16 protein-coding genes are annotated in these 13,511 nt (G+C 73.3%); 9 read left to right on the plus strand and 7 right to left on the minus strand.

Going from position 1 to position 13,511, the window contains the following annotated elements:
• Window positions 1-40 precede the first annotated feature (40 nt).
• Window positions 41-211, plus strand: coding sequence for an aldehyde dehydrogenase family protein (locus ACIBI9_RS37480; RefSeq protein ID WP_397229349.1), 171 nt, complete (start codon window positions 41-43; stop codon window positions 209-211).
• Complete coding sequence (locus tag ACIBI9_RS37485) at window positions 208-1,458, plus strand: cytochrome P450 (RefSeq protein ID WP_397229351.1); 1,251 nt, start codon at window positions 208-210, stop codon at window positions 1,456-1,458. Before ACIBI9_RS37480 ends, ACIBI9_RS37485 begins: the two co-directional genes overlap by 4 nt.
• Here ACIBI9_RS37485 and ACIBI9_RS37490 read toward each other — a convergent pair whose 3' ends face one another.
• The gene (locus ACIBI9_RS37490; protein WP_397229352.1) at window positions 1,459-1,950 is read right to left on the minus strand and encodes a hemerythrin domain-containing protein; all 492 of its coding nucleotides are present in this window, start codon (window positions 1,948-1,950) and stop codon (window positions 1,459-1,461) included.
• A gap of 116 nt (window positions 1,951-2,066) precedes the next feature.
• On the opposite strand from ACIBI9_RS37490, the gene ACIBI9_RS37495 reads away from it, so the two are divergent.
• Together ACIBI9_RS37495 and ACIBI9_RS37500 are read left to right on the plus strand one after the other, a co-directional pair.
• Window positions 2,067-3,776 carry an ABC transporter transmembrane domain-containing protein gene (locus ACIBI9_RS37495; RefSeq protein WP_397229354.1) on the plus strand — a complete coding sequence of 570 codons (1,710 nt, stop codon included), beginning with the start codon at window positions 2,067-2,069 and terminating at the stop codon, window positions 3,774-3,776.
• Window positions 3,773-5,512, plus strand: coding sequence for an ABC transporter ATP-binding protein (locus ACIBI9_RS37500; protein ID WP_397229356.1), 1,740 nt, complete (start codon window positions 3,773-3,775; stop codon window positions 5,510-5,512). The genes ACIBI9_RS37495 and ACIBI9_RS37500 overlap by 4 nt, the downstream gene beginning before the upstream one ends.
• Window positions 5,513-5,532: 20 nt before the next feature.
• Here ACIBI9_RS37500 and ACIBI9_RS37505 read toward each other — a convergent pair whose 3' ends face one another.
• Window positions 5,533-6,021 (minus strand): DUF4396 domain-containing protein, encoded by a 489-nt coding sequence (locus tag ACIBI9_RS37505; RefSeq protein ID WP_397229358.1) that lies wholly within the window; start codon window positions 6,019-6,021, stop codon window positions 5,533-5,535.
• A 189-nt stretch (window positions 6,022-6,210) separates the two neighbouring features.
• Between ACIBI9_RS37505 and ACIBI9_RS37510 the strand changes: the two genes are divergently transcribed.
• Window positions 6,211-6,858, plus strand: a complete 648-nt coding sequence (locus tag ACIBI9_RS37510) for a nucleoside/nucleotide kinase family protein (protein ID WP_397229360.1) — start codon at window positions 6,211-6,213, stop codon at window positions 6,856-6,858.
• Between the two features lie 70 nt (window positions 6,859-6,928).
• On the opposite strand, the gene ACIBI9_RS37515 is transcribed toward ACIBI9_RS37510, so the two are convergent.
• The 4 genes from ACIBI9_RS37515 to ACIBI9_RS37530 are packed head-to-tail and all read right to left on the minus strand — an operon-like array spanning window position 6,929 to window position 9,431.
• Window positions 6,929-7,312, minus strand: a complete 384-nt coding sequence (locus tag ACIBI9_RS37515; protein ID WP_397229362.1) for a thioesterase family protein — start codon at window positions 7,310-7,312, stop codon at window positions 6,929-6,931.
• 41 nt (window positions 7,313-7,353) lie between these two features.
• On the minus strand, window positions 7,354-8,517 hold the full coding sequence (locus tag ACIBI9_RS37520; protein WP_397229364.1) for an RNA polymerase sigma factor: 1,164 nt from the start codon (window positions 8,515-8,517) through the stop codon (window positions 7,354-7,356).
• Window positions 8,518-8,520: 3 nt separating this feature from the next.
• Window positions 8,521-8,859 (minus strand): YciI family protein, encoded by a 339-nt coding sequence (locus tag ACIBI9_RS37525; protein WP_397229366.1) that lies wholly within the window; start codon window positions 8,857-8,859, stop codon window positions 8,521-8,523.
• A gap of 11 nt (window positions 8,860-8,870) precedes the next feature.
• Complete coding sequence (locus tag ACIBI9_RS37530) at window positions 8,871-9,431, minus strand: dihydrofolate reductase family protein (RefSeq protein ID WP_397229367.1); 561 nt, start codon at window positions 9,429-9,431, stop codon at window positions 8,871-8,873.
• A gap of 300 nt (window positions 9,432-9,731) precedes the next feature.
• On the opposite strand from ACIBI9_RS37530, the gene ACIBI9_RS37535 reads away from it, so the two are divergent.
• Both ACIBI9_RS37535 and ACIBI9_RS37540 read left to right on the plus strand, forming a co-directional pair.
• Complete coding sequence (locus tag ACIBI9_RS37535) at window positions 9,732-10,352, plus strand: DivIVA domain-containing protein (protein WP_397229369.1); 621 nt, start codon at window positions 9,732-9,734, stop codon at window positions 10,350-10,352.
• A gap of 34 nt (window positions 10,353-10,386) precedes the next feature.
• Entirely contained in the window at window positions 10,387-11,649 is a 1,263-nt protein-coding gene (locus tag ACIBI9_RS37540) for a hypothetical protein (RefSeq protein WP_397229371.1), read from the plus strand.
• Window positions 11,650-11,661: 12 nt separating this feature from the next.
• Here the strand turns inward: ACIBI9_RS37540 and ACIBI9_RS37545 are convergent, their stop codons facing one another.
• Window positions 11,662-12,261, minus strand: coding sequence for a TetR family transcriptional regulator (locus ACIBI9_RS37545; RefSeq protein WP_397229373.1), 600 nt, complete (start codon window positions 12,259-12,261; stop codon window positions 11,662-11,664).
• 87 nt (window positions 12,262-12,348) lie between these two features.
• On the opposite strand from ACIBI9_RS37545, the gene ACIBI9_RS37550 reads away from it, so the two are divergent.
• Together ACIBI9_RS37550 and ACIBI9_RS37555 are read left to right on the plus strand one after the other, a co-directional pair.
• Window positions 12,349-12,921: a CGNR zinc finger domain-containing protein gene (locus tag ACIBI9_RS37550; RefSeq protein ID WP_397229375.1), complete on the plus strand. Its 573-nt coding sequence runs from the start codon at window positions 12,349-12,351 to the stop codon at window positions 12,919-12,921.
• Complete coding sequence (locus tag ACIBI9_RS37555; RefSeq protein WP_397229377.1) at window positions 12,921-13,466, plus strand: GNAT family N-acetyltransferase; 546 nt, start codon at window positions 12,921-12,923, stop codon at window positions 13,464-13,466. The genes ACIBI9_RS37550 and ACIBI9_RS37555 overlap by 1 nt, the downstream gene beginning before the upstream one ends.
• Window positions 13,467-13,511: the final 45 nt, after the last annotated feature.

A 13,511-nucleotide genomic window follows, 5' to 3' on the forward strand; every position in this document is an offset into this window, starting at 1 on the left:
CCGACGGGTCGGCCGGGGCCACCTCGACCGGGCCGCCCAGGTGGCGGCCGAGCTGGACTGCGGCCAGGTCTCGATCAACGCCCACGGCCGCGGCGTCCGCCCCGACCTGCCCTTCGGCGGCCACAAGTGGAGCGGCCTGGGCGTCGAGAACGGCCCCTGGGGCCTGTACGGCTACACCGAGCTCCAAGTCCTGGTAGGGAATCAATCATGAACATGACCATCGAGCAGGCGGGGCTCATGCTGGCCGACCCCCTCGCCTACGCCGACGAGCCGCGGCTGCACCAGGCGCTCGCCCTGCTGCGCCGGGAGGCCCCGGTTCATCTCGTGGAGGCGCCCGAGTACACGCCCTTCTACGCCGTCACCCGGCACGCCGACATCATGCAGGTCGAACGCGACAACGCCCTCTGGCTCAGCGCGCCGCGCCCGGTCCTGGGCAAGAAGGCGTTCGAGGAGCACGCCAGGGCGCAGGCGGCGCAGGGCATCCAGCTGAAGACGCTGGTCCACATGGACGACCCGGACCACCGGGTGGTCCGGGCCATCGGCGCCGACTGGTTCCGCCCCAAGGCCATGCGCGCCATGGAGAACCGGATCCAGGAGCTCGCCCGCCGCTACGTGGACCGGCTGGCCGACTACGGCGGCGAATGCGACTTCGCCACCCAGATCGCGGTGCACTACCCGCTGTACGTGATCCTCTCCCTGCTCGGGCTCCCCGAGTCCGACTTCCCGCGCATGCTCAAGCTCACGCAGGAGCTGTTCGGCGGCGCGGACGCGGAGACCAGGCGCGGAGACAGCGCCGAGGACCAGTTCGCGGTGCTGCTGGACTTCTTCGCCTACTTCCAGCAGCTCACCGCCGCCCGCCGCGCCCACCCCACCGAGGACCTGGCCTCCGCCATCGCCAACGCCCAGGTGGACGGCAAGCCGCTCAACGACATGGAGACGGCCTCCTACTACGTCATCATCGCCTCCGCCGGCCACGACACCACCAGCTCCACCGTCGCCGGCGGCCTGCACGCCCTCCTCGAACACCCCGACCAGCTGGCCCGGCTGCGCGAGGACCCCGGCCTGCTGCCGCTCGCGGTCGACGAGATGATCCGCTGGGTCACCCCGGTCAAGGAGTTCATGCGCACGGCCTCGGCCGACACCACCCTCAACGGCGTGGACATCAAGGCGGGCGAGTCGGTCCTGCTGTCGTACCCGTCGGCCAACCGCGACGAGGAGGTGTTCACCGACCCGTTCACCTTCGACGCCGGCCGCGACCCCAACCGCCACCTGGCCTTCGGGTTCGGCGTGCACTACTGCCTCGGCGCCGCGCTGGCCCGCATGGAGCTGAAGGCGCTGTTCGCCGAGCTGCTGCCCCGCCTGGAGAGCGTCGAGCTCGCCGGCCGGCCCGAATGGACCGCCACGACCTTCGTCGGCGGCATCAAGCACCTGCCCATCCGGTACAAACTCCGCCGCTGATCAGCTGTCGCCGGACAGCAGGAACGCGGGCCGGGCCCGGCGCCACTCCGGGGCGTCCAGCGCGTTGAGCGCCGCGACGATCCGTTTCTCCTCGTAGACGAAGTGCGTCTCCATCAGCGCGGCGAGGCTGTCCAGCTCGCCGCGCACCCGGACCGGGTCGTGCTCCTGTCCGAGACCGTCGAGGAGCGCCTGCAACCGCCGCAGGGAGTCCTCCACCAGCAGGTGGTCGCGGCGCAGCTCCTCCAGCACCGGGCGCAGCTCGGGGAAGCCGCGGGCGAGCTCGGGGAAGGCGCCGCCGTCCTCGCCGGTGTGGTGCCGCTCCAGCGCGGAGCAGAAGGTCAGGCAATGGGTACGCAGGTCGCGGGGGAGCGCGCCGCCCCCGAGATAGGTTTCGACGTCCTCGCGTAGCGCGGTGAGCTGCTCGCGGAGCCAGAGGTGCACGTCGATCAACTGATTGCCGAACGCCGCCAGGCGCCCGTCGGGTGTCTCCATGGTCGTCCCATGTTCCGGCGCCTCCATGCCCTCGGCGATCTGCTTGCCGGGCGCACCGCGACGCTGGCACGTACCCCATCATCGTTCGGGGAGATCAGTCAAATAGGGTGAAGATCATGGACCCCGGGACTCCCGACCGCCGAAGCGCCGGGCGGTACCTGTGGTGGCTGGTCAGGAGCCAGCCCGGCCGCATCGCCGTCGGCGCGTTGCTGGGTTCCGCCTGGATGGTCTGCCTGACGCTGCCGCCGTACTTCCTGGCCCGCGCCATCGACGACGGCCTGGCTCCGGGCGACAAGCCCGCGCTGGCCGGCTGGACCGCCGCCGTGCTCGGCGTCGGGGCGCTGAACGCCTGGCTGGCCATCATGCGCCACCGCACGATGACCAGGGTCCGGATGGACGCCGCGTTCCGCACCGTACAGGTCGTGGTCCTGCACGCGACGCGGCTGGGTGCGGCGCTCCCGCGCAAGGTCACGGCCGGGGAGGTGGTGACGATCGGGTTCGGCGACGCGGCTGTGATCGCCGACGCGCTGACCATCACCGGCCCGGGTGTCGGCGCGGTGCTCGCCTACGTCGTCGTGGCCGGGCTGCTGCTGGCCGTCTCGCCGCTGCTCGCGGCGGTGGTGCTGCTGGGCGTGCCGCTGCTGGTCGTGCTACTCGGGCCGCTGCTGGGGCGGCTGCGCGGCGCCGAGACGGCGTACCGGCTGCGGCAGGGCGAGCTCGCGGCCCGGTTCGGGGACATCGCCGGAGGGCTGCGGGTCCTGAACGGCATCGGCGGCAAGGAGGTGTACGCCGAACGCTACCGGCGCGGTTCCCGGGAGCTGCGGGAGAAGGGCTACCAGGTGGGCGCGGTCACCAGCTGGATCCACGCCCTGGGGGTCGGCCTGCCCACGGTGTTCCTCGGCGCCGTGACGTGGCTGGCGGCCCGGATGGCCGCCCAGGGCGACATCACCACCGGCGAGCTGGTCGCGGTGTACGGGTACGCCGGCGTGCTGGTGGTGCCGGTCACGTGCCTGATCGAGGGCGGCTACGGCCTCAGCCGCGGCCTCGTGGCCGCCCGCAGGGTCATCCACTTCCTCACCCTGAAGCCGGACGTCACCGGCGGTGACGCGGATCCGCCCGCGTCGCCCGCGACGCTGCGCGACCCGGCCTCGGGCGTGGAGATCGCGCCGGGGAAGCTGACCGCGCTGGTCGGGGCCCGCCCGGGCGACTCGGCGGCGGTGCTCGACCGGCTGGGCGGGTTCACCGCGTCCGCCGTGACCTGGGGCGGGATCCGGCTCGACACCATCGACCCGGCACGGGTCCGCGAGCGGATCCTGCTGGCCGACAACGAGGCGGACCTGTTCGCCGGCACGCTGCGCGACGTCGTCGCGGGCAGGCACGACGCCGGTGACGAGGCCGTGGGCCGGGCGGTCCGCGCTGCCATGGCCGAGGACGTCGTGCGCGGGCTGCCGGACGGGCTGGACTCCGCCATCGACCCCCAGGCCCGCAACCTGTCCGGCGGGCAGCGCCAGCGCGTCCGCCTGGCCCGGGCCCTGCTGGCCGACCCCGAGATCCTGCTGGCGGCCGAGCCCACCTCCGCCGTGGACGCCCACACCGAGGCGACCATCGCCGCCCGCCTGCGCGACGCGCGAAGGGGGCGCGCCACGGTGGTCGCCACGACCTCGCCTCTGCTGCTGGACCGGGCGGACACGGTGTACTACCTCGTGGACGGCTCGGTCGCGGCGGCCGGCGACCATCGCGACCTGCTGCACGAGCACCCCGGCTACCGCCTGCTGGTCTCGCGCGACGACGAACCCAGCACACCGCCCGAGCGGGCCGCCCGATGACCGGGGTCCTGCCCGTGGCCGAGCCGTCCCGGGTGCGGCGGGCGGCGTGGCGCCTGATCCGTCTGGACGGCCGCGCCTTCGCCGCCATGATCGCCTTCAACGCCCTGGCCGCCGCCGTCGGCCTGGCCGGGCCGTGGCTGCTCGGCCGGATCATCGACGCGGTCAAGTCGGGTGCCGGGACCGCCACCGTGGACCGGCTGGCCCTGGCCATCCTGGCCGCCGCCGTGGTGCAGCTCGTCCTGTCCCGCTACGCGGGTTACATCGGCCACCGCTTCGGCGAGCGCACGCTGGCCCGCGTCCGGGAGCGGTTCACCGAACGCGCCCTCGACCTGCCCGTCTCGGTGGTCGAGCGGGCCGGCACGGGCGACCTGACCACCCGTGGCACCACCGACGTGGCCGCGCTGGGCGCCACGCTGCGCGACTCCGGCCCCGACGTCCTCATCGCCGCGGTCCAGGCGGCGTTCATCCTGGCCGCGGTCTTCGTGCTCGATCCGCTGCTGGGCGCCTGCGGGGTGCTCGGCCTGCTGGGCATCTGGTTCGCCGCCCGCTGGTATCTGCGCCGCGCGGTCCCGGCGTACCTGGCCGAGGGCGCGGCCAACTCCGCGCTGGCCGAGCAGCTCGCGGCCACCACCGCCGGCGCCCGCACCGTCGCGGCGCTCCGCCTCGAACACCGCCGCATCACGGCCTGCCAGGCGGCGATCGACGAGTGCCGCCGGACCCGCATCCGGACCCTGTTCCTGCGCAGCGTCCTCTTCCCCGTCGTCGACGTCTCGTACGCCATCCCGGTGGCCGGCGTGCTGCTGGTCGGCGGCTTCATGGCGAACGGCTCCATGACCCTCGGAACGGTCGTCGCCGCCGCCCTCTACCTGCGCCAGCTCGGGCAGCCCCTGGACACGATCCTCCTGCACCTGGAGGGCATGCAGAGCAGCGGAGCCTCGTTCGCCAGGGTCGAGGGCCTCGCCCTGGTCCCGCCGCCGGCGCCGGCCGCCGGGCCGGCACCCGTACCGGACGGCGACCGGCTCGTGGCCGCCGGCGTGCACTACGCCTACGACGGCGGCCCCGACGTCCTGCGCGGGGTTGACCTGACCGTCCGCCCCGGCGAGCGCCTGGCGATCGTCGGGCCCTCGGGCGCGGGCAAGACCACGCTGGGCAGGCTCCTCGCGGGCGTGGACGCCCCGCGGACCGGCACCGTCACCGTGGGCGGCGTCCCCGTCGCCGCCCTCGACCCCGGCCGCCTGCGTGAACGCGTCGTCCTGGTCACCCAGGAACATCACGTGTTCCTCGGCACGGTTCGCGACAACCTGCGCATCGCGGCCCCTTCCGCCACCGACGCCGAGCTGCGCGCGGCCCTCGCCACCGTCGGCGCCGACTGGATCGACGAACTCCCGGACGGCCTCGGCACCGCTCTCGGCCCCGGGGGCCACCGGCCCGACGGCGCGCAGGCCCAGCAGCTGGCTCTGGCGCGCGTCGTGCTGGCCGACCCCCACACGCTGATCCTCGACGAGGCCACCGCGCTCCTGGACCCGAGGACCGCCCGCCACACCGAGCGGGCCATGGCCGCCGTGCTCGACGGCCGTACCGTCATCGCCATCGCCCACCGCCTCCAGACGGCCCACGACGCCGACCGGGTGGCGGTCATGCAGGACGGCCGCCTCACCGAGCTCGGCACGCACCACGACCTCGTCGCGGCCGGGGGCACGTACGCCGAGCTCTGGCGCTCGTGGCACGGCGAGTGAACGGAACGCTCAGCGGCCGCTCAGTGGCCCTGGTGGTACTGGTGCGTCACCGCATGCCCCTTGCCCCGTGAGATGAGCCACTTGTTCACCGGGGTCGTCAGCACGAAGGCCACCAGCAGCGACCCGGCCAGGGCCACCCAGAACAGCCAGTTCGACAGGCCCGCGTCCATGGCGCCGGGCACGATCAGCATCACCGCGTTGTCCAGGATCTCCATCATCGCGATGGAGACGGTGTCGGCGGCCAGCGCCACCCGCAGCGCGGTGCGGAAGTCGACACCGGCCCGCAACACGCCCCGCATGGTCAGCGCGTAGCCGAACACGAAGGCCAGCGCGACCGCCAACACCACGGTGGTCAGGTTGGACAGGCCGGCGGCGGTGCCGATGACCATGCCCAGCACCTCGCCGATGGCGCAGCCGGTCAGACAGTGGAGGGTCGCCTGCGCGGCCATTCCCCACGTGGCCGCGGGGGGTGCCTCATGGTGGGCGTGGTGGTGCTCGCCGTGATCCATACGATGCTCCTTAGTAGAGGGGAGACACATTGTACGGGTATGGGGTATTCCGGACGTCAGGGGCGGGTGCCGGCGTGGATAAGCTTGCAGCTCATTGCCGACATGCCCGCTCAATCCGTATTCGAGGAGAACCTTGAGCCCTACCCAGCCACCTGGAGCCCACCGCTTTCCGTTCGCCGGAGGCGTCCGGTGACCGGCGCGCAGCTGATCGAGCGCGTATGCGGGCTGGCCGCGTCCGGCGAGCGTGTCGTGGTGGGCATCGCGGGATGTCCGGGCGCGGGCAAGTCCACGCTGGCCGGCTGGCTGGCCGAGAACCTCACCTCCGCCGGGCTGCCGGCGGTGTGGGTGCCGATGGACGGCTTCCACCTGGCTGATGTCGAGCTCGAACGCCTCGGGCGCCTGCGGCGCAAGGGCGCCATGGACACCTTCGACGCCCACGGCTACCTGGCGCTGCTCCACCGCATCCGCGCCGAGACCGGCTCCGTCGTCTACGCCCCGTCCTTCGACCGCGAGATCGAGCAGCCGATCGCCGGCGCCATCCCGGTGCCGCCGGCCGCGCGGGTCGTGGTCAGCGAGGGCAACTACCTCCTCGCCGACGACGACACGTGGCGCCGGGTGCGGGCGGCCATGACCGAGGTCTGGTACGCCGAGATCGACGACCGCGTCCGCCTGGACCGCCTCACCAGGCGGCACGTCCAGTTCGGCAAGACCCCCTCCCGCGCGGCCCGTTGGGTCGCCGAGGTCGACGAGCCCAACGCCGCCACCATCCGCACCACCCGCGACCGCGCCGACCTACTGGTCAACCCGGACACCCTCTCGCCGTCCCCCCACCCGTGACCTGCGGTCACGGCTGACCCGGCGGCACCCCGACCTGCCCGCACCCCTGATCCACCCCCAGCCCACCGCCTCAGAGCACCGGGCTGGGCGCCGTCCGTGTTGCGCCGATCCCCGCCACACCCCATCCGGCCGACCCGGCTGCGAAGGGCCGTGCGGCCCGTGCCTGATCGGCGCTGGGGCGTGCATCGCGGCAGGTCACCTCCAGGCCTGGCGGCGTGGGGGCCTGGTGGCTGAGGTCGACGTGCGTCCCGACCGTCTGCTCGCGCGGCCAGTCCAGGTACGGCACGACCGCCTGAACGCACGTCCACTCGATCAGCCCCACCAGGAAGCCGGTGGCGAAGACGGGCGGCATGACCGCGAACTCCGGCGACTCCGGATACAGCCCCGCCACGATCTTGCTCTCCGGCACGCGGAACCGGAAGGTGTGCTCCAGTCCGGGTTTCAGCTCACGCATGCCCCCCAGACTGACAGGTCTGTAAACCCGGGACAAGAGGATCAGAGCTCGCCGAGGCGGCGGGTGAGGAAGCGGCGCTCGGCCTCGGTCGTGGCCAGATCGAGGGCCCTCCGGTACGCGGCCCGTGCCCCCGCGGTGTCGTCCAGGCGCCGCAGCAGTTCGGCCCGGGTGGAGTGGAAGTAGCGGTAGCCGTCGAGGTCGAGCCCGTCCACGATCGCCAGCGCCGCCCGCGGCCCTTCGACCTCGGCGACCGCCACCGCGCGGTTGAGCTCCACCACGGCCGAGCCCGTCAGCTCCCGCAGCCGGTGGTAGAGCGCGGCGACGGCCGGCCAGTCGATCCGCTCCTCGGTCTGCAGCGCCGCGATGGCCGCCTGCACCACGTAGGCGCCGCGGGCGCCGAGCGCGAGGGCGCGGTCGAGCAGCGCCTGCCCCTCCTCGATCCGGGCGGAGTCCCACAGGCCGCGATCCTGCTCGCGCAGCAGGACGATCTCGCCGTCGCGGACCCGGGCGGCGCGCCGCGAGTCGTGCAGCAGCATCAGCGCCAGCAGCCCGGCGGCCTCGGGCTCGCCGGGCACCAGCTCGACCAGGATCCGGGTCAGCCGGACGGCCTCGGCCGCCAGGTCGGCGCGGCCGTCGCCGTACCCCTGGTTGAAGATGAGGTAGAGCACGGAGAGCACCGCCTCCAGGCGGGCGGGCAGCAGGTGCTCCCGGGGGATCCCGAACGGGATCCCGGCCGCCCGGATCTTGTTGCGCGCCCGGGAGAGCCGCCGCTTCATCGTCTCCTCGCTCACCAGGAACGCCCGGGCGATCTCCGGGGTGGACAGGCCGCCCAGGGCCCGCAGGGTGAGCGCGACCTGGGCCTCGTCCGCCAGCGCCGGATGGCAGCACATGAAGAACAGTTCGAGCCGCTCGTCCGGGACCGCCGACTCGTCCATGGTCACCTCCTCGCCCGGCTCCGGCCGGTCCAGCAGGCGGAGCTTGTCCGCATGAGTACGGCCCCGGCGCAGGCGGTCGATCGCCCGATGCCGCCCGGTCACCACGAGCCAGGCCCCGGGGTTGTCCGGGACCCCGTCGCGGCCCCAGCGCTCGGCCGCGACGGCGAACGCCTCCTGAGCGGCCTCCTCGGCGACGTCGATGTCGCCGGTGTAGCTCACCAGCGCGGCGAACACGCGGGCCCACTGGTCGCGGAAGATCTCCTCGAGCACCGGCTACAGCTCCACCAGGGGCCGCACCTCGACCGATCCACCCAGGCGGGCGGCGGGCATGCGGGCGGCGAGTTCCAGCGCGTCGTCGAGGTCGTCCGCCTCGACGATGTAGAACCCGCCGAAGATCTCCTTGGTGTCGGCGAACGGCCCGTCGGTCACCAGCGTCCGGCCGCCCTGGACCCGGACGGTGGTCGCGGTGTCGGCCGGTTGCAGCCGCTCGCCCGCGATCATGCGCTCGTCCTTCATCAGCGCGACGTACTCGGCGGTGATGGCGGCGCGCTCGTCGGCGCCGAGCCCGTCGTACGCCCCGGGCCGCTCGTTGATCAGCAGTGCGTATCTCATGATGGTCTCCTTCACGCCGCCGCGTCGCGGCCGTAGACGAGGCGGACGGCCTGCCCCACGCGCTCGGCGGACTCGAGAGCCAGGCCGACGGGCTGGTCGAACAGGCGGCGCCCCCGGCCCAGCACGATCGGGAACACCAGCAGCCGATACTGGTCGACCAGGTCGTGCGCCCCCAGCGCGGCGACGACGCTGCCGCTGCCGGCGACCACGATATCCCGGTCCCGCTTTCGCTCGGCCACCTCCTCGACCAGGTCGCCCCGCAGGAGGGAGGAGTTGCTCCACGCCTCGACGCCATCCGCTGATCGCGAGGCGACGAGCTTGGGGATGGCGTTCATCTTCCGGGAGAACTCGTCGTCCCTGGCGGGCCAGATGCGGGAAAAACGCTGCCAGGTGGCGCGGCCCAGCAGCATGGCCCCGGTGTCCAGCACCTCGCCGAGCGCGAACTTGTCGCCGGCCACCGATTCGGGCCCGTACCGGAAGGCCCAGCCTCCCCACGGCGTCCCGTCCGCCCCGTCCGGGTCCTCGACGACCATGTCGAGGGAGACGAACTCGATGACGATCAGCTTGCCCATGACCTTGAACCTTCCTCGTAGCCGGTTGCTCGGCCGGAGGACGGACAGGGCGGGCTCCAGGGGACAGGCGAACGATGTGACCCTGGTCACATCCGAGGCGGCCTTTACCTGTGAGCGGCCGCTCACATGTTTAAGCACATCGTAACGTGTCAACTACTGTGCGTATAAGATGCCTGGTTGGACGGTCAAGGTTTCGTACCGGTTCCCCCCGATCCGGGGCACCCCTCCATGCCCCGGGGCCGGTGCGGGCGCGCCCGGCCGCTCCAGCGCTGACGGTGAAAGGTTCGGTGAGACTCCGTCATGCACATCGAGCACGAAGACCACGTCTACGGCCTCCCGATCCCGCACGGCCACGCCGCCGGCGACGGCTTCGTCACCGTCCCGGCCCAGGCCGCCGGCCCCGGCCAGCTCACGCTGCTGACCCCCACCGCCGTGCATCACCAGGTCTTCACCGTGGTCAGGTTGCGGGCCGGCTACGACCTGGCCGAGGTGGACGCGTTCCTGTCCACCGTGGAGACCACGATCAGCCTGCTCTGGCAGGACAACGCCCACCTGCGCGAGCGCCTCGCCGCCGCCACCCCGGCCCCGGCCGACACGCTGGCGGCCGCGGAGGAGGGCGCGCGGGAGATCGTCGAGAACGCCCGGCAGGAGGCGTGGCAGATCCTGACCGAGGCGCGCGCCGACGCCGAACGGGTGCGGCTCGATGCCGCCGCCGCGGCCGAGGCGCTGACCAGGACCGCCCGCCTGGCCTATCAGGAGGCCATCGAGGAGCAGCTCGACCAGTTCGACACGGTCCTCGCCGAGCACGGCCGGCAGCTGCAGGACAGCCTGCGCAGCCAGCTCGGCCGGTTGCGCGGCGTCCTGGAGGACGTCGCGACGCCCGGCCACGGCGTGCACACCGGCCCTCTCGCGGCTCAGTGATCGATCACCGCACTCTCGCCAGAAAGGCCGTCACATGTCCTTGCCGCTCGGGGGGCCAGTACTGCAGTCGCCGGCGCACGACGCGGCCATGGGCGCCGCCATGCCGGTCTGGACGGTGTGGGCCGCCGTGGGCCTGGTGGCCCTGTCCACGCTGGCCGGCGCCCACCTGGCGCAGCGCAAGGCCGACAGGATCAGCGTCTGGCTGGCCGTCGCCTCGGCGCTCATGCTCATCACCACCCTGACCGACGTGATGCCCGACGCCTGGCGGGAGGCCGTCGCGACCCATGTGCCCGTGTGGCTGGTGGCGCTGGCCGGGCTGTTCGGGTACGCCGTCATCACGCACTTCACCCGCCACGGGTGCGCGCACCAGCACGACGTGGGGCGGCGCGCCCGGCACGCCCCCGGCATGCACCGGCGGGTCGGGCAGGCCGTCAGCGCCGCCGTGTACGGGGGAGTGGGCACCGCCGTCGCGCTGAGCCTGCACCGCATGATCGAGGGCGCCACCCTCGTGCTGGCCGCCTCGATCGTCGTCGTGGCCGCGCTCATGATCCACTCGGCCGGTGAAGGCGTGGCCCTGACGGCCATGCTCGACCTGGCCCGCAGACCGCTGGCTCCCTGGCTGGCGCTGGCCTGTCTCAGCCCGGCGGCCGGCGTCGTGCTGGCCGGCGTGGCGCCGCTGCCGCCGCAGAGCGTGCCGATCCTGCTGGGCGTGCTCACCGGCGTGCTGCTGCGTACCGCGATGGTCGGGCTGCAGATGGCCCGCGCCGGCGGCCGGCTGCCGCGCCGCCAGGTCGTCGTCGTGGCGACCGGCGTGCTGGCCGTGGGCGGCCTGCTGATCGTCGCCCAGACCATGCTCGCCGACGAGCTGCCCGCCCCGGCCGTACCCGTCGCCGCCGCCCGCCAGGCGGGCAGGCCGCCCACGCCGCAGCCGCGCCCGCCGTCCCCGCGGCCCAAGCCGTCGACCGGGCCCGAACCGATGACGGCCGGCGACCTGCGCGCCGCCGTCGCGGCCGGGCGGCTCGGCCTGGAGGCCCTGCTGTCGCGCACCGACCTGGCCACCATCGGGGCCGACGTGGAAACGGTGCTGCGGGCCCTGCCCGGGCGCAGCGCCGCCGAGATCACCCGCGTGCTGCGCAGGGGCAGGATCGTCAGCGGCGCCAGCATCGGGGACCTCACCCTGCGCCAGCGCCACTACCTCCTCCTCGCCCTGGGCGCCATCCCGGCGACCCCGACCGGACGAGCCACGGGGTCCATCTCAGGGCCGCCGACGCCGACAGAGCGTGGCTCGCGGGGGTGAGCGCCGCGCCCGTCAGGGGGCCCGGCCAGTGAGGTAGCGCTGCAGTGTCGGCGCCAGCCAGGCGATGAGCTCGTCGGGCGAGGACGAGACCAGTGCGTCCACCCGTACGGCGTAGCGGGTGATGGCCAGGCCCACGAGCTGGCCGGCCGCGAGCGCCGCGCGCAGCTCGGGCTGGTCCACGCCGAGCTTCCTGGCGACCTTGCCGAGCATGTCGTTGGCGAGGAACTCCCTGATCAGGGCGGCCGCGTGCGCGTTCGTGGCGGCCGAGCGCATCAGGCCCAGCACCGGGCCCGGCTGGTCCACCGCGCCGAGCAGGCCGAGGACGTATCCGGCCAGCCGCTCCCCGAGCTTGCCGCGGGGCCCGTCCAGCAGCATGGCCACAGCCTGCTCCGGCTGGAACACCGACGTCACGACCGCGCTGAACAGCTGCTCCTTGCCACCGAAGAACCGGCGCACGAGCGCCGGATCCACGCCGGCGTCCGCGGCGACCTGGCGCATGCTGGTGGCCTCGTAGCCGCCGGCGCTGAAGGCCCTGGCCGCCGCCGCGACGATCTCTTCCCTGGTGGTCGAGGCCCCCGGCCGCCGCCCGGTCCTACCTGTGCGTTCCTCCACGGCCGCCAAGTTATATCCCCGTACAGGGACTTGCTACCCCTATAAATCGGATGCTGACGGTTACAGCAGTCTGTTAGCGTCAGCATCGTGACGGCTGTCGAGTTCCCGATCCTCGGTACGGAACCTCTCGCGGTGGAGCTGGCCAACACCCTGTACGGCGCGGGGGAGGCGCGGATCGACTTCCTGCCGGACGCCCGGCGGGTCGGCGAGTGGTTCGCCCGGATCTCCGAGCGGCACGGCGTGACGGTCCCGATGGGACCCCACGCGGTCCGGGTGCGGCTGCTGCGCGACTGCGTGCACGCCCTGCTGTCGGCCGCCGTCGAGGGGCGCGTTCCCGACGCGGCGCTGGTCGAGCGGGTCAACCACTTCACGGCGGCGGCGCCGACGTACCTCCGGCTCGACTGGAGCGGCGGCGCGCCGGCCTCGCGCTGGGCCGACACCGTCACCGGCGCCGCGGCCGTGCTCGGGAGTATCGCCACCTGCTGCGTCGAGCTGCTGACCGGCCCTCAAGCGGACCGGGTACGCCGCTGCCAGGGCCCCGGCTGCTCCCTGTTCTTCGTCCAGAACCACTCGCGCCGGCGCTGGTGCCACCCCTCGTGCGGTCACCGCGACCGCCAGGCCCGCTATTACCGCCGGCAGCACACCCCCGGAGCGTCCTGATGATCACATGGCGTCGGCTCGGCCAGGAGGAATTCCCCCTGCTGCGCACGTGGCTGGAGCAGCCGCACGTGGCGCTGTGGTGGAACCACGAGACCTCGATGGAGGCGGTGACCCGCGACTTCGGCCCCGCCGCCCGCGGGGAGGAGCCGTCGGAGGACCTGCTCGTGTTCCTCGACGGCCGGCCGCTCGGCCTGGTCCAGCGGTCGCGGTACGCGGACTACCCCGCCTACCTGACCGAACTGGCGACGCTCACCCCCGTCCCCGACGGCGCGGTGAGCATCGACTACCTGATCGGCGATCCCGGCCAGGTGGGCCGGGGTCTGGGGCCGGAGATGATCCGCTCGGTGATCGAGCGGACCTGGGAGGAGATCCCCGGCGCGTCCTGCGTGCTGGTGCCCGTCTCGGCGGCCAACCGCGCCTCGTGGCGGGCGCTGGAGAAGGCCGGGATGCGCCGGGTGGCTGAAGGCGAGCTCGAGCCCGACAATCCGATCCACGGGCGCGCCCACTACGTGTACCGGATCGACCGGCCGGTCCACCCCGAGTAGACCAATCGCTTGGTTGGGAAGTATCCTTGGCCCCCGTCAGCAGCG

It is taken from the genome of Nonomuraea sp. NPDC050451 (genome assembly GCF_044458585.1).